Genomic DNA, 19,490 nt, shown 5'->3' with positions numbered 1-19,490 from the left:
CCATGGGAGCCAACTGACATGGAGCGTCTGACACGCATTCTGGCCACACTCACCCGCTGGGGGCTGGGCCTGTGCGCGTTGGTTCTGGTGTTGATGGCGTTGTACGTCAGTCTCGGTCGTGAGCTGACCCCGCTGGTGGCCGAATATCGCGCCGACATCGAAGACAAAGCGAGTGCCGCCCTCGGCATGCCGTTGCAGATCGGCGAACTTGAAGGCAACTGGAGCGGTTTTGCGCCGATCCTGCTGGCCCATGATGTGATGGTCGGCGCTGGCGCCAATGCGTTGCGTCTGGATCGAGTGCGCGCGGTACCGGATCTTTGGGCCAGCTTGTTGGCGCGCGAAGTGCGCATTGCCCATCTTGAACTCAACGGCCTGAAAATCAGCCTCAAGGAAGCCGAGGACGGCAGTTGGGCGCTGGAAGGTCTGCCGGTGCAGCACGATCAGCCGCTCGACCCGCAGCAACTGTTCAATCGTTCGCAAATGATTCAGCAACTGTCGTTGCTCGACAGTCAGGTAACTTTGCAACCGCTGGATCACGCGCCGCTCACCCTCACCTATGTCGGCCTCAATCTGAAAACCGGCGCCAGCCGTCAACGGCTCGATGCGCGTTTGACCTTGCCGGATGGCCAGCCCGTTGCACTGAGCCTGCGCACGCGGATTCGCCCGGAGCAATGGCAGGACAGTGTGGTGGACGGTTATGCCAGCCTGCCGCAAAGCGACTGGTCGAAGTGGCTGCCAGAACGTCTGACCCAGCAGTGGAATTTTTCCGAAATCAAAGCCGGTGGCGAACTTTGGGTCAATTGGGCCAAGGGCACGCTGCAGAGTGCCGCGTTACGCTTGAATGCTCCGCAACTGACCGGCGCCTATGCCGATCGCAAGCCGATCCAGATCAATAATCTGGCGCTTAACGCCTACTACGAGAACAGTGATGAGGGTGCCACCATTACCCTTGATTCACTGGCGATGAGTTTTGGCGAAAACCGTTGGGAGTCTCATGTCCAACTGAAGCAGACGCGCGCGACCGACAAGGTGGACGAGCTCTGGCACTTGCAGGCGGATCGTCTCGATCTGACTCCGATCACTCCGTTGCTCAATGCGTTGGGGCCGTTGCCGCAAGGTTTCGCCACGGCCGTCGATCATCTGAAAGTCACCGGTGGCCTGCGTAACGTGTTGCTGGATTTTCGCCCCAATGCCACCGATGGCAACAAATTCAGTTTCGCCAGCAATCTGGACAATGTTGGTTTCGATGCCTATCACGGCGCTCCGGCAGCACGAAACGTCAGTGGTAGCCTCAGCGGTAACCTGGACGGTGGCGAGTTGCGCATGGACAGCAAGGATTTTGTCCTGCACCTCGACCCGATTTTCGCCAAGCCATGGCAGTACATTCAGGCCAATGCGCGGCTGACCTGGAAGCTCGACAAAGACGGCTTCACCCTGATCGCTCCGTACCTGAAGGTGCTTGGCGAGGAAGGCAAGATTGCCGGCGATTTCCTGATACGCCTGCATTTCGACCATAGCCAGGAAGACTACATGGACCTGCGGGTCGGTCTGGTCGATGGCGACGGTCGCTACACGGCCAAGTACCTGCCTCAAGTGCTCAGCCCGGCGCTCGACGAGTGGCTGCGTACGGCCATCCTCAAAGGTGCAGTCGATCAGGGTTTCTTTCAGTATCAGGGTTCGCTGAGCAAAAATGCCGGGGAGGCCGATCGCAGCATCAGTCTGTTCTTCAAAGTGCACGACGCTGAACTGGCGTTCCAGCCGGGCTGGCCGCACGTGAGCAAGGTCAGTGGCGACGTGTTCATCGAAGACAGTGGTGTGCGGATCGTGGCCGACAAGGGCCAGTTGCTTGACACTCAAGTCAGCGATGTCTTCGTCAATATTCCCCATGTGCCGGCCGGACAACATACGCATATGTTCCTCGATGGCGCCTTTGCCGGTGGGTTGGGGGATGGCTTGAAGATTCTTCAGGAAGCGCCGATCGGCACCGGTGAGACCTTTGCCGGATGGGAAGGGGCGGGTGATCTGCAAGGCAAGCTCAAACTGGACATCCCGCTGGACAAGGGCGGCGACCTGCCGAAGATTCTGGTCGACTTCAAAACCGCCAATGCGCGCCTGAAACTCGCCGAGCCGAAGCTGGAGCTGACCCAACTCAAGGGTGATTTCCGCTTTGACAGCGCCAAAGGACTCAGCGGGCAGAACATCGCCGCGCGGGCGTTCGACAAACCGGTGACCGCGCAGATCTTCGCTGATGGCAGCCCCGGCAAGCTCAAGACCCGGGTTGCCGCATCCGGTCAGGTCGAAGTGAAGAAACTCACCGACTGGCTGGGCGTGACGCAACCATTGCCGGTTTCCGGGACCATTCCTTATCAGTTGCAATTGAATCTGGACGGCGCCGACAGCCAGTTGATGGTCAGCTCCAGCATGAAAGGTGTGGCGGTGGATCTGCCGGCACCGTTCGGTATGGCGGCAGATGTCGGACGCGATACCGTGTTCCGCATGACTTTGCAGGGGCAGGAGCGGCGTTATTGGGTCAACTACGACCAACTGGCCAATTTCACCTTCGCGGCACCTCCGAGCAATTTTGCCGAGGGCCGTGGCGAATTGTTTCTCGGTGCCGGCGAAGCGGTGCTGCCGGGCGCCAAAGGCTTGCGGGTTCGCGGGGTGCTCTCGGAACTGGACGTCGCGCCGTGGCAGGATCTGGTGAACAAATACGCCGGGCAGGATCCGGGCGGCAGCGCCAAGCAATTGCTCAACAGTGCTGATTTCAAAGTCGGCAAGCTCACGGCACTCGGGACCACGCTGGATCAGGCCTCAGTGCAGGTCAATCGCAAACCGGGCGCATGGAATCTGGCTCTCGACAGCCAGCAGGCCAAGGGCTCGGCGAGCCTGCCGGACGCCAAGGGCGTGCCGATTGCGGTGAATTTGCAGTACGTGAAACTGCCAGCGCCGGACCCGACGGTACAGGCTGACGAAAATTCGCCAGACCCGTTGGCGTCGGTCGATCCGACGAAGATTCCGGCGCTGGACATCACCATCAATCAACTGTTTCTCGGGCCGGATCTGGTCGGCGGCTGGTCGCTCAAAGTGCGACCGACCGCGAAAGGCATCGCCCTGAACAACCTCGACATGGGCCTCAAAGGCATCCTGTTGCAGGGCAACGGCGGCTGGGAAGGTGCGCCGGGGGCGACCAATAGCTGGTTCAAGGGCCGGATTGGCGGCAAGAATCTCGCCGATGTCCTCAAGGGTTGGGGCTTTGCGCCGAGCGTGACCAGCGAAGAATTTCATATGGACGTCGACGGCCGTTGGCCGGGCTCGCCGGCCTGGCTGGCGACCAAGCGCTTCTCCGGCACTCTTGATGCGTCGTTGAACAAAGGTCAGTTTGTTGAAGTGGAGGGCGGTGCGCAGGCGTTGCGAGTGTTTGGCCTGCTTAACTTCAACTCCATCGGCCGGCGTCTGCGTCTGGACTTCTCCGATCTGTTCGGCAAAGGCTTGAGCTACGACCGGGTCAAAGGCCTGTTGGTGGCAAATAACGGTGTGTATGTCACCCGTGAACCGATTCGCCTGACCGGTCCTTCGAGCAACATTGAGCTGGACGGTACGCTGGATCTGGTCGGTGATCAGGTGGACGCCAAGTTGCTGGTGACCTTGCCGGTGACCAACAACCTGCCGATTGCGGCGCTGATCGTCGGCGCACCGGCGGTCGGCGGCGCGTTGTTCCTGATCGACAAGCTGATCGGTGACCGCGTGGCGCGCTTTGCCAGTGTGAAATACACCGTCAAAGGCCCATGGAAAGAGCCGAAAATCACCTTCGACAAGCCTTTTTGAACAGCCAGCCACTGAACCGATGGAGTAGCATGGCCGCATATCTCTTGCGGAGTTCGCCATGTCTTTAGCGGTGATTCAAATGGTCAGCCAGAGCGACGTGCTGGCCAATCTGGCCCAGGCCCGGCGCCTGCTCGAACAGGCAGCGGCCGGTGGCGCGAAGCTGGCGGTGCTGCCGGAAAACTTCGCCGCCATGGGCCGTCGCGACATCGCTGATATCGGCCGCGCCGAAGCATTGGGCGAAGGGCCGATCCTGCCGTGGTTGAAACAGACCGCCCGCGACCTCAAGTTATGGATAGTGGCCGGCACCTTGCCGTTGCCTCCAGTGGATCAGCCGACGGCCAAAGCCAACGCCTGCTCGCTGCTGGTCAATGAGCATGGCGAAATCGTTGCACGCTATGACAAGTTGCATCTGTTCGATGTGGATGTGGCGGACAATCGCGGCCGTTATCGCGAATCCGATGACTATGCTTATGGCAGTGGCGTTGTCGTTGCCGATACGCCCGTGGGGCGAGTCGGTCTGACCGTGTGTTACGACTTGCGCTTTCCCGAGCTGTACAGCGAATTACGTGCCGCCGGTGCCGAGTTGATTACCGCACCGTCAGCCTTTACTGCGGTGACCGGCGCAGCGCATTGGGATGTGCTGATTCGCGCACGCGCCATCGAGACACAGTGTTATGTGCTTGCCGCAGCACAAGGCGGAACCCATCCGGGACCGCGAGAAACGTTCGGCCATGCGGCAATCATCGACCCGTGGGGCCGGGTGCTGGCGAGTCAGGATCAAGGCGAAGCGGTGTTGTTGGCCGAGCGCGATAGCAATGAACAAGCGTCCATCAGGGCGCGAATGCCGGTGACGCGTCATCGGCGGTTTTTCTCGCAGGGCGCACAGCGGCCTGCCTCAGAACACGAATTTAAGGCGTAAACCTATGAGCGAGTTGTTGTCCTCAGTCAGTGATCACCTGTTGGCGCCCGGCGGCGTGACGATCGAGAGCCTGCAAGGCGTGCTCGGCGACCTGGCCGGCCCCGGCATCGACGCCGCCGACCTGTATTTCCAGGGCCAGATTTCCGAATCCTGGGCGCTGGAAGACGGCATCGTCAAGGAAGGCAGCTTCAACCTTGATCAGGGTGTCGGCGTGCGCGCGCAGTCCGGTGAGAAAACCGGTTTTGCCTACAGCAACGCGATCACCCTCGAAGCCCTCGGTGCAGCGGCCCGTGCCGCGCGTTCGATCTCCCGGGCCGGGCAGAACGGCTCAGTCCAGGCGTTTACCACTCAAGATGTTGCACAGCTATACGCGCCGGATAACCCGCTGGAAGTGTTGAGCCGGGCCGAGAAAGTCGAGCTGCTCAAGCGCATCGATGTCGCCACCCGCGCACTTGACCCGCGTATCCAGCAGGTCAGCGTCAGCATGGCGGGTGTGTGGGAGCGGATTCTGGTGGCGTCCACCGACGGCGGTCTGGCCGCCGATGTGCGTCCACTGGTGCGTTTCAACGTCAGTGTGATCGTCGAACAGAATGGCCGTCGCGAGCGTGGCGGGCATGGCGGCGGCGGGCGTACCGACTACCGTTATTTCCTCGCCGAAGACCGCGCCATGGGCTATGCCCGTGAAGCGCTGCGTCAGGCGCTGGTAAATCTGGAAGCGATTCCTGCACCGGCCGGTACGTTGCCGGTGGTGTTGGGTTCGGGCTGGTCCGGTGTGCTGTTGCACGAAGCCGTCGGCCACGGTCTCGAAGGCGACTTCAACCGCAAGGGCAGTTCGGCGTACAGCGGTCGCATGGGTGAAATGGTTGCCTCGAAGCTTTGCACCATTGTCGATGACGGCACCTTGAGCGGCCGTCGCGGTTCGCTCAGCGTCGACGACGAAGGCACGCCAACAGAGTGCACCACGCTGATCGAAAACGGCGTACTCAAGGGCTATATGCAAGACAAGCTCAACGCGCGGTTGATGGGCGTGGCCCGCACCGGTAACGGTCGTCGTGAATCCTATGCGCATCTGCCGATGCCACGCATGACCAACACTTACATGCTCGGTGGCGAAAGCGATCCGGCAGAAATCATCGCGTCGGTGAAGAAGGGCATCTACTGCGCCAACCTCGGCGGCGGTCAGGTCGATATCACCAGCGGCAAGTTTGTGTTCTCCACCAGCGAGGCGTACCTGATCGAAGACGGCAAGATCACTGCGCCGGTCAAAGGCGCGACGTTGATCGGCAACGGCCCCGAGGCGATGAGCCGGGTGTCGATGGTCGGTAACGATCTGGCGCTGGACAGCGGTGTGGGCACGTGCGGCAAGGATGGGCAATCGGTGCCGGTAGGTGTCGGTCAGCCGACGCTGAAAATCGATGCGATCACCGTGGGTGGCACGGGCGCATAAGAGGAGGTGGAGCTTCGGGTGGCGCGCAGGGCGACCACCCGGTGGCGAATATCAACGCAGACCGCGTTGAGTCTCGTCCAGCTCACGGATGTACTTGAAGATTTTGCGGCTGGAAGCAGGAGGTTTGTTTTGCGCAACCTCGTGCTGAGCCTGACGGATCAGGGAACGCAGTTGCTGGCGATCGGCGTCCGGGTACTCGACGACGAATTTCTCCAGCACGGCATCGTCGCCCGCGATCAGGCGATCACGCCAGCGTTCGAGGTTATGGAAACGCTCGTTGTACTGACGAGTCGAGGCATCGAGTTGATCGAGCAGCGTGAGAATCGCGTCAGTGTCCTGATCGCGCATCAGTTTGCCGATGAACTGCAAGTGCCGTTTACGCGCGATGTTCGCGGTGTGCTTGGGCGCATCGGCCAACGCCCGGCGCATCGCGTCGGTCAGCGGCAGTTTTGCGATCAAGTCTGGCTTGAGTGTTGTCAGGCGCTCGCCGAGGTCAACCAGAGCATGCAGCTCGCGTTTGACCTGAGATTTGCTTTTTTCTCCCGTATCGAGGGAGTCGTCGTAAGAATCAACCATGGTGGCAGTCCGCAAAGAAACGCCGCCATGATAACCAGTCGGGGGCCGCTTGTCCGGCCCGGTCGCTCGATGACCCCAGCCGAAAGCAGAATTTGAGTGGAGATGAGCATGAGTGCAGTTCAAAGCGTCGGCCCGCAGGCATTGCCGGCACTGCAGGAACAAGTCGAGCAGATCATCGCCGAAGCCAAGCGTCAGGGCGCCAGTGCCTGCGAAGTCGCGGTGTCGCTGGAGCAGGGACTGTCGACGTCGGTGCGTCAGCGCGAAGTCGAAACGGTCGAATTCAACCGCGATCAGGGCTTTGGCATCACCCTGTATGTGGGCCAGCGCAAAGGCTCGGCCAGCACGTCGGCGACCGGTCCGGATGCGATTCGCGAGACCGTCGCGGCGGCACTGGCCATTGCTAAACACACATCCGAAGACGAGGCCTCGGGCCTGGCCGATGCGGCGTTGATGGCCAAGGAACAACACGATTTCGACCTGTTCCACGAGTGGGACATCACCCCGGAGCAGGCCATCGAGAAGGCCTTGCTCTGTGAAGCGGCGGCATTCGACGCCGATGCGCGGATCAAGAACGCCGACGGCACTACCCTTAGCACTCATCAGGGCTGCCGCGTGTACGGCAACAGCCACGGTTTCATTGGTGGCTACGCATCGACGCGGCACAGCCTGAGTTGCGTGATGATTGCCGAGGCCGATGGCCAGATGCAGCGCGATTACTGGTATGACGTAAACCGTCAGGGCACTTTGCTCGCGGATCCGGTAAGCATCGGCCAGCGTGCTGCGCAACGGGCGGCGAGCCGTCTGGGCGCGCGCCCGGTGCCGACTTGCGAAGTGCCGGTGCTGTTTTCCGCAGAACTGGCGGGTGGTCTGTTTGGCAGTTTCCTCTCGGCGGTGTCCGGTGGCAGCCTGTATCGCAAGTCGTCCTTCCTTGAAGGCACCCTGGGGCAGAAGCTGTTCCCGGAATGGCTGACCATCGATGAGCGTCCGCACCTGATGCGCGCGATGGGCAGTGCTTCCTACGACGGTGATGGTCTGGCGACGTATGCCAAACCGTTCGTCGAAAAGGGCGAGCTGGTGTCGTACATCCTCGGCACGTACTCCGGACGTAAACTGGGTATGCCGAGCACGGCCAACGCAGGCGGCGTACACAACCTGTTCGTCACCCATGGCGATGAAGACCAGGCTGCACTGTTGAAGCGCATGGGCCGTGGCTTGCTGGTCACCGAATTGATGGGCCATGGCTTGAACATGGTCACCGGCGACTATTCGCGCGGGGCGGCGGGTTTCTGGGTCGAGAATGGCGAAATCCAGTTCGCCGTGCAGGAGGTGACCATCGCCGGCAACATGCGCGATATGTTCAAGCAGATCGTCGCGGTCGGTAATGATCTGGAGCTGCGCAGCAACATTCGCACCGGTTCGGTGTTGATCGAGCGGATGACTGTCGCGGGCAGCTAAACCCCGGCCGTCAGACACAAAAGGCGCGCCACCTCATCGGGTGGCGCGCCTTTTTTATTGGCTCCATACAAAACCAATGTGGGAGCGAGCCTGCTCGCGAAAGCGATTTCACGGCCGACCGCAGTGGTGAGCGGCACGAAGCCTTCGCGAGCAGGCTCGCTCTCACAATGAGATCTGCATGGTTCGACGCTCTTGTTTTGGTTCTCATTATCATCTAATAATAAATCTCATTATCGGATGAGCCCCGGATCATGAGTTCTGCCTTGCACGAGCAGCCGTACCTCGAAAGCTGGCGCTGGATGAGTCGCCAGATCCGTTGCGCGATGGATCCCGACGAACCGCGCCTGATCGAACACTATCTGGCCGAGGGCCGGTATCTGGCCTGTTGTACTGCGACTTCTCCCTGGACCATCGCTGAAACCTCCTTCCATCTGCTGCTCGACACGGCCACCGACATCGCCTTGCCGTGGCATTGGCGCAGCTTCTGTCTCGATCAAGCCTGGCGTCCACTGCGTGAAATGGAGCGCCTGTCCCTGTGCAAATGCCGGCTCCAGCGTTGGCAACGCTATACCTGGCAGCTCGCCACCTGCGAACTGCTGCCCTCGATTCCTCTTATTGAACTGGTGCAAGGATTTTCAGATGACCAAGACACGTATTGAGCGCGACAGCATGGGCGAACTGCAGGTGCCGGTGGACGCTCTCTACGGCGCGCAAACCCAGCGCGCGGTGGATAACTTCCCGATTAGCGGCAAACCGATGCCGACGCAATTCATCCGCGCGCTGATCCTCGCCAAAGCCGCCGCCGCCCGCGCCAACGTTGAACTCAACCAGATCAGCGCCGCGCAGGGCAAAGCCATCAGCGACGCCGCGCAAGGCTTGCTCGAAGGCGACTTCATGCCGCATTTCCCGGTGGACATCTTCCAGACCGGTTCCGGCACCAGTTCCAACATGAACGCCAACGAAGTGATCGCCACCCTGGCCAGCCGTCTGCTCGGCGAGCCGGTCAACGCCAACGATCACGTCAACTGCGGCCAGAGCAGCAACGACATCATCCCGACCACCATTCACGTCAGTGCTGCGCTGGCCCTGCACGAACAACTGCTGCCGGCGCTGCTGCACCTGGTGCAAGTGATCGAGCACAAAGCCACGCACGTACATCGCCACGTCAAAACCGGCCGCACGCATTTGATGGACGCGATGCCGGTGCGCATGAGCCAGGTACTGAACGGTTGGGCGCAGCAGCTCAAGGCCAACATCAGTCATCTGCAGGATTTGCTGCCAAGCCTGCAATCCCTGGCGCAGGGTGGCACGGCGGTCGGCACCGGGATCAACGCGCATCCTGAATTCGCCGCACGTTTCAGCCGCCAGTTGAGTCAATTGACCGACGTGGAATTCACCCCGGGCAAGGATCTGTTCGCGCTGATCGGCTCGCAGGACACCGCCGTCGCCGTCTCCGGCCAGCTCAAGGCCACTGCGGTGTCGCTGATGAAAATCGCCAACGACCTGCGCTGGATGAACTCAGGCCCGCTTGCCAGCCTCGGTGAAATCGAACTCGAAGCCCTGCAACCGGGCTCGTCGATCATGCCGGGCAAAGTCAATCCGGTGATCCCGGAAGCCACCGCCATGGTTGCCGCGCAGGTGATCGGCAACGATTCGGTGATCACCATTGCCGGTCAGTCGGGCAATTTCGAACTGAACGTTATGCTGCCGATCATCGCGCAGAACCTGCTGAGCAGCATCGAGCTGCTGGCCAATTCCAGCCGCTTGCTCGGCGACAAAGCCATCGCCAGCTTCAAGGTGAACGAGTCGCGCCTTAAAGAAGCGTTGTCGCGCAACCCGATTCTGGTGACCGCGCTCAACCCGATCATCGGTTACCAGAAAGCCGCCGAAATCGCCAAGCAGGCCTACAAGGAAGGCCGTGCGGTGATCGACGTCGCCCTGGAACACACCGACCTGTCGCGCAGCCAACTGGAAGAGTTGCTCAATCCCGAGAAACTCACCGCCGGCGGCGTGTAAACCCCGCAACCGCTTTGGAGGCTCACCATGGAGCACTGGAAACGCACGATCGAACGGGCCAATCGCTGCTTCATGCTCGGCGAACTGATCGACGCCCGTGAGGCTTACCTGCAAGCCCTGGCCCTGGCGCAAGTGTTGTTCGAACGCTGGGCGGATGCCGACGAAGCGGTGGCGGCTTGCGTCATCTCCCACCACAACCTGGCCGATCTGCACTTGCGCCTGAATCAGCCGGAGGAGAGCGCCGAATACCTCTGCGCCATCCATCAACGCTTGTTGCAGACCATGCAGGACGAACGTCAGCGCCTCGCCTTGCGTGAAGCGGCGCTGCGCCAGAGCAGCAAGACTTACGTCGAGCTGTTGAATTTCATCAGCGAGCACGGTGAATACCCGCGCACCCAACGCCTGCTGCATCCGGATACCGGCAATGCGCGCCGCGCACCTGCCCCCCATCACCATGGAGTCCATTGAAATGGCTTTTACCTTGCCTGCCTTGCCTTACGCCTACGACGCGCTCGAACCGCACATCGATGCGCAGACTATGGAGATCCACTACACCAAGCATCACCAGACCTACATCAACAACCTCAACGCCGCCGTAGAAGGCACTGAATACGCCGAATGGCCGGTAGAAAAACTGGTCGCCAGCGTCAAGGATCTACCGGAAAAACTCCGTGCGGCAGTGATCAATCAGGGCGGCGGTCACGCCAATCACTCGCTGTTCTGGGAAGTCATGGTGCCAAGCGGCGGCGGCAAACCAGACGGCGCGCTGGCCAAAGCCATCGATGAACAATTGGGCGGCCTCGACAGTTTCAAGGAAGCCTTCACCAAAGCCGCACTGACCCGTTTCGGCAGTGGCTGGGCCTGGCTGAGCGTGACCCCGGAGAAAAAACTGCTGGTGGAAAGCAGCGGCAACCAGGACAGCCCCTTGATGAACGGCAACACGCCGATTCTCGGCCTCGATGTCTGGGAGCACGCCTACTACCTGCGCTACCAGAACCGTCGGCCGGAATACATCAACGCCTTTTACAACGTGATCAATTGGCCTGAAGTCGCTGCGCGTTATCAGGCTGCGCTGGTTTAAGTCTTCTATAAAAACAATCCAAGGCTGACTATGGGCACTGAAACGCTGGCGATCGGAAGTGGGCGTATGTTTCGTTACGCAGTGGGATCGCTGTTGCTGTTGGCGGGCATGACTTTGCTGGTCGCCCACGGACTGGAATGGCTGAATCTCGAGCCGAGACTGTTGCGGGCGTTGCAGGGCGGTGCGATCTGCGCCCTCGGCACGGCGCTCGGGGCTGTGCCAGTGCTGGTGATCCGGCGGATGCCGCAGACACTCAGTGATACCTTGCTGGGTTTTGGTGCCGGGGTGATGCTGGCGGCGACGGCGTTTTCGCTGATCGTGCCGGGCATTGCTGCCGCCGAAAGCCTCGGACTGACACCGTGGGGTGCCAGCGGCCTGACCTGCTTCGGCATCATGCTGGGTGCGTTCGGGCTGTATCTGGTCGATCGCAAGGTTTCCGGCGCGTCCCCGGAAATGCTCGTCGGCACCGTCGAGCATCCGGTGATTCCACCACGGATCTGGCTGTTCGTGTTCGCCATCATTGCCCATAACATCCCTGAAGGCATGGCTGTCGGCGTTTCTGCTGGCGGCGGCATGCCGGATGCGGACAGCCTGGCCATGGGTATCGCTTTGYAGGATGTCCCGGAAGGTCTGGTGATCGCGTTGGTGTTGGCCGGGGCGGGGATGTCGCGGGTCAGGGCGTTCCTGATCGGTGCGGCGTCAGGTCTGGTCGAACCGGTGTTTGCGTTGTTATGTGCGTGGCTGGTCAGTCTGGCGCAGGTGTTGTTGCCATTAGGACTAGCTCTGGCGGCGGGGGCGATGTTGCTGGTGGTGACCCATGAAGTGATTCCCGAGTCGCGACGCAATGGTCATGACAAACTGGCCAGTCTTGGCCTGTTGATCGGGTTTTGTCTGATGATGGTGATGGATACGGCGTTGGGTTGAAGCAGGGTAAAAGATCGCAGCCTGCGGCAGTTCCTGCAGGGAACGCATTCCAATGCAGGCGCTGCAGCAGGCTGCGATCTTTTGACTTTGGCTGTCAGCCGCCTTCGTCGAAGTAGTTGTTGATCAACGCCACCAGCGCATCCAGCGCTTCCTGTTCCTGATGCCCTTCGGTGCTCAGATAGATCTTGGTGCCCTTGCCAGCCGCTAGCATCATCATCGCCATGATGCTTTTGCCATCAACCGTGGTCTCTGGTGTACGGCCCACTCTGATCGTGCAATCCGGATACTGCCCGGCCACCCCGACAAACTTGGCCGATGCGCGGGCATGCAGGCCCAGCTTGTTGATGATTTCGATTTCCAGAGCAGGCATCGCGGTGTGAATCCTTTAAGTGAGGTCGCGGTGGCGAACCTGGACGTTCTTCAGGGTTTTCTGCAGGGCCTGACCCAGACGTTCGGTCAGGTAGACGGAGCGGTGATGCCCGCCGGTGCAGCCAATGGCAATGGTGACGTAAGCGCGGTTGCTCGCGGCGAAGCGCGGCAGCCACTTGTGCAGGTAGGTGAAGATGTCCTGAAACATTTCTTCGACCTCCGGCTGTGCCGCCAGGTATTCAGCCACCGGCGCATCGAGACCCGATTGCGCGCGCAGTTCCGGCTTCCAGTACGGATTGGGCAGGCAGCGCACATCGAACACCAGATCCGCATCCACCGGCATGCCGCGCTTGAAGCCGAAGGACTCGACCAGAAATGCGGTCCCCGGCTCCGGCTGGTTCAGCAGACGCAGCTTGATGGAGTCGCGCAACTGGTACAGGTTCAAATTGGTGGTGTTGATCTTCAGGTCCGCGAGGTCGGCAATCGGGCCGAGCAGGGCGGTTTCATCCTGGATCGCCTCGGCCAGTGAGCGGTTGGCGTTGCTCAGCGGGTGACGACGGCGGGTTTCGGAGAAACGCTTGAGCAGGGTTTCTTCGTCGGCGTCCAGATACAGGACGTCGCACTGGATGTGTTTGGCCCGGACATCTTCAAGCAGTTCGGGAAAGCGTGTCAGGTGGCTCGGCAGGTTGCGCGCATCGATGGACACGGCTACCAGCGGCTGCGCCAGTTCCGTGTGAATCAGCGCGCGTTCGGCCAGTTCCGGCAGCAAGCCTGCGGGCAGGTTGTCGATGCAGTAATAGCCGTTGTCCTCAAGGACATCCAGAGCCGTACTTTTACCCGAGCCGGAACGGCCACTGACGATGATCAAGCGCATGATTAGTGCCCGTTCTGCTCGTCCAGGACAACCTGATACAACGCTTCATTGCTTGGAGCGCTGCGCAGTTTTTCACGCACTTCCTTGCGATCGAGCATGCTGGCGATCTGGCGCAGCAGCTCCAGGTGCGCATCGGTGGCAGCCTCCGGGACCAGCAAAACAAACAGCAGGTCAACCGGTGCGCCGTCAATGGCGTCGAAATCAATCGGAGCATCAAGGTGCATCAGCGCACTGATCGGTGCTGTGCAACCCTTGAGGCGGCAATGGGGAATGGCGATGCCGTTACCAAAACCGGTGGAACCGAGTTTTTCACGGGCAATCAGTGCCTCGTAGACATCTTGCATCTCCAGATCCGCCACTTCGCGGGCGATCAGGTTGGCAATTTGTTCGAGGGCTTTCTTTTTACTGCCGCCCGGCACGTTCACGAGGGAACGGCCGGGGGTCAGGATACTTTCAAGTCGGATCATGGGGTGGGGGGTTATCGACCGGTAGCGCCCTGGAGCAGGCTCTGGGTCTTTTCCTTATGCTTTTTGAGTTGTTTATCCAGCTTGTCGGTCAAGGCGTCGATCGCCGCGTACATATCGGTATGTTCCGCGTTGGCGACCACTTCGCTGCCGGGTATATGCAAGGTGGCTTCGATTTTCTGCTTCAGCTTTTCGACGCACATCGTGACTTGCACGTTGGTGATCTTGTCGAAATGGCGCTCCAGTCGTTGGAGTTTTTCCTCGATGTAGGAACGCAGAGGTTGGGTCACTTCCAGTTGGTGTCCACTGATGTTGACTTGCATACAGCTTCTCCTTCGTTGCCAGTGCATAAAGCGGCAGGCTGGATAGCCTGCCACTGGAACGCTGTAACGTGGCTTACATCAACCGCTTGCGTTCGCTCGAAGGCGCGATCCCGAGGGATTCGCGGTACTTGGCGACGGTGCGGCGAGCCACCTGAATGCCTTGTGCCTCCAGTAAACCAGCGATCTTGCTGTCACTCAACGGCTTTTTCTGATTTTCCGCGGCAACCAGTTTTTTGATGATCGCGCGGATCGCCGTGGACGAGCATTCGCCGCCTTCGGAGGTGCTGACGTGGCTGGAGAAAAAGTATTTCAGTTCATAAATACCGCGCGGGGTATGCATGAATTTCTGTGTGGTCACCCGGGAAATGGTCGATTCGTGCATGCCGACCGCTTCAGCGATGTCGTGCAGAACCAACGGTTTCATGGCCTCGTCGCCGTACTCCAGAAAACCGCGCTGATGCTCGACGATCTGGGTGGCTACTTTCATCAGGGTTTCGTTGCGGCTCTGCAGGCTCTTGATGAACCAGCGGGCTTCCTGCAACTGATTGCGCATGAAGGTGTTGTCGGCGCTGGTGTCGGCACGGCGGACGAAACCGGCGTACTGGGCGTTGACGCGCAGACGCGGCACCGATTCCTGATTCAGCTCGACCAGCCAGCGCTCGTTGTCCTTGCGCACGATGACGTCAGGGACAACGTATTCGGCTTCAGTGGATTCGATTTGCGAGCCAGGGCGCGGATTGAGGCTTTGCACCAGTTCGATGACCTGGCGCAGCTCGTCTTCCTTGAGCTTCATGCGGCGCATCAACTGGCTGTAATCGCGGCTGCCGAGCAGGTCGATGTAATCGCTGACCAAACGTTTCGCTTCAGCCAGCCAAGGCGTCTTGGCGGGTAGCTGACGCAATTGCAGCAGCAGGCATTCACTAAGGTTGCGCGCGCCGATACCAGCAGGTTCGAATTGCTGAATGCGGTGCAGGACGGCTTCGATTTCATCGAGTTCGATGTCGAGTTCCGGATCGAACGCCTCGAGGATTTCTTCGAGGGTTTCGTCCAGGTAGCCCTGATTGTTGATGCAATCGATCAGGGTGACGGCGATCAGGCGATCGGTGTCGGACATCGGTGCCAGGTTCAGTTGCCACAGCAGGTGGCTTTGCAGGCTCTCGCCGGCGGACGTGCGGGTGGTGAAGTCCCATTCGTCGTCATCGCTGCTGGGCAGGCTGCTGGCGCTGGTCTGATAGACGTCTTCCCAGGCGGTATCGACCGGCAGTTCGTTGGGGATACGCTCGCTCCAGTCACCTTCCTCCAGGTTGTCCACCGTCGGCGCGGTTTCCTGATACGAGGGTTCCTGGATCTCGGTGTTGGGCTTCTGTTCGGCGTTGTCGGCCATAGGGTCGGAATTGTCGAAGTCTTCGCCTTCTTCCTGGCGTTCGAGCATCGGATTGGATTCCAGAGCCTCCTGGATTTCCTGTTGCAGATCCAGGGTCGACAATTGGAGCAGGCGGATGGCCTGTTGCAGCTGCGGTGTCATCGTCAGCTGCTGGCCCATTCTCAAGACTAGCGATGGTTTCATGGCAGGGGCTTAACACCTTATTCGCCGGCGCTATGCGCCATCCACTACAGGGCGCCGGGGCGCCAAACTTAAGCAAATTATATGCCTGAAACTGAAGTGTTTGCCTAGAGCGCTGTAACAATTAAAGCGTATTAATTCCTGCTTGAATCGATACAGCGCCCGGGCGGCGCACCGGGCACTGTTACGCTTACAAGCGGAACTCGTGGCCCAGATACACTTCCTTGACCAGATCGTTGGCCAGGATGGTTTCTGCATCGCCTTCGGCGATCAGTTGACCATCGTTGACGATGTAAGCGGTTTCGCAGATGTCCAGCGTCTCACGGACGTTGTGGTCGGTGATCAATACACCGATGCCCTTGGCCTTGAGGTGGTGGATGATCTGCTTGATGTCGCCGACCGAGATCGGATCGACACCGGCGAACGGTTCGTCGAGCAGAATGAATTTTGGTGCCGTTGCCAATGCACGAGCGATTTCCACCCGGCGACGTTCACCACCGGACAGGCTCATGCCAAGGTTGTCGCGGATGTGGCTGATGTGGAATTCCTGCAGCAGGCTTTCCAGCTCCTTGCGACGGCCGGCCTTGTCGAGCTCCTGACGGGTCTCGAGGATGGCCATGATGTTGTCGGCCACCGACAGTTTTCGGAAGATCGACGCTTCTTGCGGCAGATAGCCGATACCGGCCTTGGCGCGACCGTGCATCGGCTGGTGGCTGACGTCCAGATCGTCGATCAGCACGCGACCCTGATCGGCCTGTACCAGGCCGACGATCATGTAGAAGCACGTGGTCTTGCCGGCACCGTTCGGGCCGAGCAGGCCGACGATCTGGCCGCTGTCGATCGACAGGCTGACGTCACGCACGACCTGGCGGCTTTTATAGGCCTTGGCCAGGTGCTGAGCTTTCAGAGTTGCCATTACTGGGTTTTCTCGTCGGTTTTCTTCTTCGGCTGGATCACCATGTCGATGCGCGGACGCGTTTCGGTGACCTTGCTGCCGGTAGCGCGACCAGCGCTGGCCAGTTTCTTCACGGTGTCGTAGACGATTTTCTCGCCCTGAGTGACGTTGCCGTCTTTGTCGACGACCTTGGCCTTGTCGATCAGCACGACGCGGTTTTGCTGGGCATGGTATTGAATCGTCACGCCGTAGCCTTGAACCGGTTTGGTGTCCCCCTGGGTTTGCAACTGCTCGAAATAAGCCAGGTTGCCCACGGAGGTCACCACGTCGATATCTCCATTCGGCGCGCGAGTCATGGTGACGGTGTTGCCTTTAACGATCATCGAACCTTGGGTGATGATCACATCACCTTTATAGGTGGCGATGCCGTTCTTGTCGTCCAGTTGGGCGTCGTCGGCCTGAATGCGGATAGGTTGCTGCTGATCGTTCGGCAGAGCCCAGGCGCTCACGCTTCCCAGTGCTGCGCCCAGACTGAGCAAAATAGGGAGGGTTTTAACGAGCCTCATACTGTCCTCTTACGTTCGATAGCAGGTGTATCCTGCTTTCCTTCAGGTACGCTTTCATTCCAACGCCAGTCGATACACCGCCAGCGCCGTCGATTCTAACGGGTTGCTCGGTCTGCGCATATTCCTGCTGCGGGAACACGGTCATGCGAGTGGACGTGATCAGGATGTCACGCTTCTTTTCATCGGTGCGCGCAACGCGTACCGAGTCGATCAGTTCGACTTCGGTGCCGCCTGAGTTCACTTCACCGCGCTCACTGGTAACGTGCCACGGAAATTCTGTTCCGCGATACATGTTCAGGTCGGGTTTGGTCACGAGCGTGACGTCGGTTGCCTTCACGTGCTCGGCTTTTTCGGACGTCATCTCATACTGCACCTTGCCATCCGGCAGGTATTGCAGGGTATGCGTGTTGGTTGCATACCAGTCGATAGGCGTTTCAACCGAGGTGACCGGTGGTTTGTCGAGAAAGCGTTCCGGGCTGATATTCCAATAGCCGACCGCTGCGAAAATCGCAGCGATGCAGCCGAACAGCAGGAAGTTACGAAATTTTTTGCTGAACATGGTTTGGCTCACAGGTACGCGGCGTTGGCCGCATCGAGGCGGCCCTGGGCGCGCAGGATCAATTCGCAGAATTCGCGGGCGGCGCCTTCGCCACCACGGGCGCGGGTAACGCCATGGGCGTGTTCGCGGACGAAATCGGCAGCGTTGGCCACGGCCATGCCCAAGCCTACCCGGCGAATCACCGGCAGGTCGGGCAGATCGTCACCGAGGTAGGCGACTTCTTCATAGCTTAGGCCCAGTTGCGCAAGCAGGCCGTCGAGCACGACCAGTTTGTCTTCACGGCCCTGAAACAGGTGGGGAATCCCCAGGTTTTTCGCTCGACGTTCAACGACGGGTGTCTTGCGGCCGCTGATGATAGCGGTCTGCACGCCGGCGTTCATCAGCATTTTGATGCCTTGACCGTCGAGGGTGTTGAAGGTCTTGAACTCGCTGCCGTCTTCAAGGAAGTACAGGCGCCCGTCGGTGAGGACGCCGTCGACGTCGAAAACCGCCAGTTTGATCGCTTTGCCGCGTTGCAGCAGATCGTTGCTCATTACATGACTCCTGCGCGCAGCAGGTCGGAGAGGTTGAAGGCGCCGACCGGGCGATCTTCCTCGTCTACGACTACCAATGCGTTGATTCGGTGATCTTCCATGATTTTCAGGGCTTCGGCGGCCAGCATTTCCGGGCGGGCAGTCTTGCCGTGGGCCGTCATTACCTGGTCGATGGTGGCGCTGCGGATGTCGATGCTGCGATCCAGCGTGCGGCGCAAGTCGCCGTCGGTGAAGATCCCGGCGAGTTTACCGTCGGTTTCAAGGATGACGGTCATGCCCAGACCTTTACGGGTCATTTCCATCAGTGCGTCCTTGAGCAGCGTGCCGCGTTGGACTTGCGGCAACTCTTGTCCGGCGTGCATGACGTTTTCCACTTTCAGCAGCAGGCGACGGCCGAGGGCGCCACCCGGGTGCGAGAAAGCGAAATCTTCGGCGGTGAAGCCGCGTGCTTCCAGCAGTGCCACGGCCAGCGCATCGCCCATGACCAGTGCTGCGGTCGTCGACGAGGTCGGTGCCAGGTTCAGCGGGCAGGCTTCATGCTCGACATGAACATTGAGATTGACCTCGGCAGCCTTGGCCAGCGGCGATTGCGGGTTGCCGGTGACGCTGATCAGCTGGATGCCCAGACGTTTGATCAACGGCAGCAGGGTTACGATTTCATTGGTCGAGCCGGAGTTCGACAGGGCCAGAATCACATCGTCACGAGTGATCATGCCCATGTCGCCATGACTGGCTTCGGCCGGGTGGACAAAAAAGGCCGGGGTGCCGGTGCTGGCCAGGGTGGCTGCAATCTTGTTGCCGATGTGCCCGGACTTGCCCATGCCAACCACGACTACACGGCCTTTACTGGCCAGAATCATCTCGCAAGCGCGTACGAAATCGGCGTCGATATGGGGCAACAAGCCTTGTACGGCTTCCACTTCGAGTTGGATGGTGCGTTGTGCCGATTGAATCAGGTCGCTGGATTGGCTCATGTCAGAAATCGTATAGCCCGATGAAAAGGCGGCGATTATAGCGGTTATGTTGCAAAGCCTCACGCAAGTTCGTCGTGCTTTGTCATTACTCGTTACCAAAACCCGGGAAAAGAGCCTGCGCACCTG

20 protein-coding genes are annotated in these 19,490 nt (G+C 59.9%); 9 read left to right on the top strand and 11 right to left on the bottom strand.

Annotated elements, in window-relative coordinates; genetic code table 11:
- Window positions 1-18: 18 nt before the first annotated feature.
- Genes AC1DVF_RS21500 through tldD form a run of 3 tightly spaced genes read left to right on the top strand, consistent with a single transcriptional unit; the run spans window position 19 to window position 6,191 of the window.
- The gene (locus AC1DVF_RS21500; protein ID WP_477783106.1) at window positions 19-3,825 is read left to right on the top strand and encodes a YhdP family protein; all 3,807 of its coding nucleotides are present in this window, start codon (window positions 19-21) and stop codon (window positions 3,823-3,825) included.
- Between the two features lie 58 nt (window positions 3,826-3,883).
- The gene (locus tag AC1DVF_RS21495) at window positions 3,884-4,744 is read left to right on the top strand and encodes a carbon-nitrogen hydrolase family protein (RefSeq protein ID WP_099758001.1); all 861 of its coding nucleotides are present in this window, start codon (window positions 3,884-3,886) and stop codon (window positions 4,742-4,744) included.
- A gap of 4 nt (window positions 4,745-4,748) precedes the next feature.
- Entirely contained in the window at window positions 4,749-6,191 is a 1,443-nt protein-coding gene (gene tldD / locus AC1DVF_RS21490) for a metalloprotease TldD (RefSeq protein ID WP_477783105.1), read from the top strand.
- A gap of 51 nt (window positions 6,192-6,242) precedes the next feature.
- On the opposite strand, the gene yjgA is transcribed toward tldD, so the two are convergent.
- Complete coding sequence (gene yjgA, locus AC1DVF_RS21485; protein ID WP_007915377.1) at window positions 6,243-6,767, bottom strand: ribosome biogenesis factor YjgA; 525 nt, start codon at window positions 6,765-6,767, stop codon at window positions 6,243-6,245.
- Between the two features lie 108 nt (window positions 6,768-6,875).
- Here yjgA and pmbA point away from each other — a divergent pair, with 108 nt between their 5' ends.
- The 6 genes from pmbA to AC1DVF_RS21455 all read left to right on the top strand — a co-directional run bounded on the left by pmbA (window position 6,876) and on the right by AC1DVF_RS21455 (window position 12,243).
- Entirely contained in the window at window positions 6,876-8,222 is a 1,347-nt protein-coding gene (pmbA, locus tag AC1DVF_RS21480) for a metalloprotease PmbA (protein WP_093435945.1), read from the top strand.
- Window positions 8,223-8,473: 251 nt separating this feature from the next.
- Window positions 8,474-8,881, top strand: a complete 408-nt coding sequence (locus tag AC1DVF_RS21475) for a FagA protein (RefSeq protein ID WP_099758003.1) — start codon at window positions 8,474-8,476, stop codon at window positions 8,879-8,881.
- Window positions 8,862-10,238 (top strand): class II fumarate hydratase, encoded by a 1,377-nt coding sequence (locus AC1DVF_RS21470; protein WP_477783104.1) that lies wholly within the window; start codon window positions 8,862-8,864, stop codon window positions 10,236-10,238. Before AC1DVF_RS21475 ends, AC1DVF_RS21470 begins: the two co-directional genes overlap by 20 nt.
- A 27-nt stretch (window positions 10,239-10,265) precedes the next feature.
- The gene (locus AC1DVF_RS21465; RefSeq protein WP_016984162.1) at window positions 10,266-10,706 is read left to right on the top strand and encodes a hypothetical protein; all 441 of its coding nucleotides are present in this window, start codon (window positions 10,266-10,268) and stop codon (window positions 10,704-10,706) included.
- A gap of 1 nt (window position 10,707) precedes the next feature.
- Window positions 10,708-11,319: a superoxide dismutase gene (locus AC1DVF_RS21460; RefSeq protein WP_116254665.1), complete on the top strand. Its 612-nt coding sequence runs from the start codon at window positions 10,708-10,710 to the stop codon at window positions 11,317-11,319.
- A 30-nt stretch (window positions 11,320-11,349) separates the two neighbouring features.
- Window positions 11,350-12,243, top strand: coding sequence for a ZIP family metal transporter (locus tag AC1DVF_RS21455; RefSeq protein WP_477783103.1), 894 nt, complete (start codon window positions 11,350-11,352; stop codon window positions 12,241-12,243).
- Window positions 12,244-12,337: 94 nt separating this feature from the next.
- On the opposite strand, the gene AC1DVF_RS21450 is transcribed toward AC1DVF_RS21455, so the two are convergent.
- The 10 genes from AC1DVF_RS21450 to AC1DVF_RS21405 all read right to left on the bottom strand — a co-directional run bounded on the left by AC1DVF_RS21450 (window position 12,338) and on the right by AC1DVF_RS21405 (window position 19,364).
- Window positions 12,338-12,613 carry an HPr family phosphocarrier protein gene (locus AC1DVF_RS21450; protein WP_008085079.1) on the bottom strand — a complete coding sequence of 92 codons (276 nt, stop codon included), beginning with the start codon at window positions 12,611-12,613 and terminating at the stop codon, window positions 12,338-12,340.
- Between the two features lie 15 nt (window positions 12,614-12,628).
- Complete coding sequence (gene rapZ, locus AC1DVF_RS21445; RefSeq protein WP_038357533.1) at window positions 12,629-13,486, bottom strand: RNase adapter RapZ; 858 nt, start codon at window positions 13,484-13,486, stop codon at window positions 12,629-12,631.
- A 2-nt stretch (window positions 13,487-13,488) separates the two neighbouring features.
- Window positions 13,489-13,953 (bottom strand): PTS IIA-like nitrogen regulatory protein PtsN, encoded by a 465-nt coding sequence (gene ptsN, locus AC1DVF_RS21440; protein WP_093435969.1) that lies wholly within the window; start codon window positions 13,951-13,953, stop codon window positions 13,489-13,491.
- Window positions 13,954-13,964: 11 nt separating this feature from the next.
- The gene (gene hpf, locus AC1DVF_RS21435) at window positions 13,965-14,273 is read right to left on the bottom strand and encodes a ribosome hibernation-promoting factor, HPF/YfiA family (protein WP_008085073.1); all 309 of its coding nucleotides are present in this window, start codon (window positions 14,271-14,273) and stop codon (window positions 13,965-13,967) included.
- Between the two features lie 73 nt (window positions 14,274-14,346).
- Complete coding sequence (locus AC1DVF_RS21430; protein WP_093435977.1) at window positions 14,347-15,840, bottom strand: RNA polymerase factor sigma-54; 1,494 nt, start codon at window positions 15,838-15,840, stop codon at window positions 14,347-14,349.
- A 187-nt stretch (window positions 15,841-16,027) separates the two neighbouring features.
- Window positions 16,028-16,753 (bottom strand): LPS export ABC transporter ATP-binding protein, encoded by a 726-nt coding sequence (gene lptB, locus AC1DVF_RS21425; RefSeq protein ID WP_008085069.1) that lies wholly within the window; start codon window positions 16,751-16,753, stop codon window positions 16,028-16,030.
- On the bottom strand, window positions 16,753-17,298 hold the full coding sequence (lptA, locus tag AC1DVF_RS21420) for a lipopolysaccharide transport periplasmic protein LptA (RefSeq protein ID WP_016984154.1): 546 nt from the start codon (window positions 17,296-17,298) through the stop codon (window positions 16,753-16,755). Before lptA ends, lptB begins: the two co-directional genes overlap by 1 nt.
- Window positions 17,285-17,857, bottom strand: coding sequence for an LPS export ABC transporter periplasmic protein LptC (gene lptC / locus AC1DVF_RS21415; RefSeq protein ID WP_038357537.1), 573 nt, complete (start codon window positions 17,855-17,857; stop codon window positions 17,285-17,287). The genes lptA and lptC overlap by 14 nt, the downstream gene beginning before the upstream one ends.
- Before the next feature lie 8 nt (window positions 17,858-17,865).
- A complete protein-coding gene (locus AC1DVF_RS21410; RefSeq protein ID WP_095049755.1) occupies window positions 17,866-18,390 on the bottom strand; it encodes a KdsC family phosphatase in 525 nt (174 codons plus the stop codon).
- A complete protein-coding gene (locus AC1DVF_RS21405; RefSeq protein WP_007912405.1) occupies window positions 18,390-19,364 on the bottom strand; it encodes a KpsF/GutQ family sugar-phosphate isomerase in 975 nt (324 codons plus the stop codon). Before AC1DVF_RS21405 ends, AC1DVF_RS21410 begins: the two co-directional genes overlap by 1 nt.
- Window positions 19,365-19,490: the final 126 nt, after the last annotated feature.

Source organism: Pseudomonas sp. P4_D7 (genome assembly GCF_056401755.1).
Note: the sequence above shows the minus strand (reverse complement) of the source record. Positions and strands in the feature narration are given on the sequence as shown.

Excerpts from the sequence above, each read along its gene's own strand:
- hpf (WP_008085073.1), bottom strand. The coding sequence starts at position 14,273 with ATGCAAGTCAACATCAGTGGACACCAACTGGAAGTGACCCAACCTCTG.
- AC1DVF_RS21405 (WP_007912405.1), bottom strand. The coding sequence starts at position 19,364 with ATGAGCCAATCCAGCGACCTGATTCAATCGGCACAACGCACCATCCAA.
- AC1DVF_RS21430 (WP_093435977.1), bottom strand. The coding sequence starts at position 15,840 with ATGAAACCATCGCTAGTCTTGAGAATGGGCCAGCAGCTGACGATGACA.
- AC1DVF_RS21450 (WP_008085079.1), bottom strand. The coding sequence starts at position 12,613 with ATGCCTGCTCTGGAAATCGAAATCATCAACAAGCTGGGCCTGCATGCC.
- AC1DVF_RS21475 (WP_099758003.1), top strand. The coding sequence starts at position 8,474 with ATGAGTTCTGCCTTGCACGAGCAGCCGTACCTCGAAAGCTGGCGCTGG.
- pmbA (WP_093435945.1), top strand. The coding sequence starts at position 6,876 with ATGAGTGCAGTTCAAAGCGTCGGCCCGCAGGCATTGCCGGCACTGCAG.
- AC1DVF_RS21470 (WP_477783104.1), top strand. The coding sequence starts at position 8,862 with ATGACCAAGACACGTATTGAGCGCGACAGCATGGGCGAACTGCAGGTG.
- AC1DVF_RS21410 (WP_095049755.1), bottom strand. The coding sequence starts at position 18,390 with ATGAGCAACGATCTGCTGCAACGCGGCAAAGCGATCAAACTGGCGGTT.
- lptC (WP_038357537.1), bottom strand. The coding sequence starts at position 17,857 with ATGTTCAGCAAAAAATTTCGTAACTTCCTGCTGTTCGGCTGCATCGCT.
- AC1DVF_RS21465 (WP_016984162.1), top strand. The coding sequence starts at position 10,266 with ATGGAGCACTGGAAACGCACGATCGAACGGGCCAATCGCTGCTTCATG.
- AC1DVF_RS21500 (WP_477783106.1), top strand. The coding sequence starts at position 19 with ATGGAGCGTCTGACACGCATTCTGGCCACACTCACCCGCTGGGGGCTG.
- AC1DVF_RS21460 (WP_116254665.1), top strand. The coding sequence starts at position 10,708 with ATGGCTTTTACCTTGCCTGCCTTGCCTTACGCCTACGACGCGCTCGAA.
- yjgA (WP_007915377.1), bottom strand. The coding sequence starts at position 6,767 with ATGGTTGATTCTTACGACGACTCCCTCGATACGGGAGAAAAAAGCAAA.
- AC1DVF_RS21495 (WP_099758001.1), top strand. The coding sequence starts at position 3,884 with ATGTCTTTAGCGGTGATTCAAATGGTCAGCCAGAGCGACGTGCTGGCC.
- lptA (WP_016984154.1), bottom strand. The coding sequence starts at position 17,298 with ATGAGGCTCGTTAAAACCCTCCCTATTTTGCTCAGTCTGGGCGCAGCA.
- tldD (WP_477783105.1), top strand. The coding sequence starts at position 4,749 with ATGAGCGAGTTGTTGTCCTCAGTCAGTGATCACCTGTTGGCGCCCGGC.
- rapZ (WP_038357533.1), bottom strand. The coding sequence starts at position 13,486 with ATGCGCTTGATCATCGTCAGTGGCCGTTCCGGCTCGGGTAAAAGTACG.
- ptsN (WP_093435969.1), bottom strand. The coding sequence starts at position 13,953 with ATGATCCGACTTGAAAGTATCCTGACCCCCGGCCGTTCCCTCGTGAAC.
- lptB (WP_008085069.1), bottom strand. The coding sequence starts at position 16,753 with ATGGCAACTCTGAAAGCTCAGCACCTGGCCAAGGCCTATAAAAGCCGC.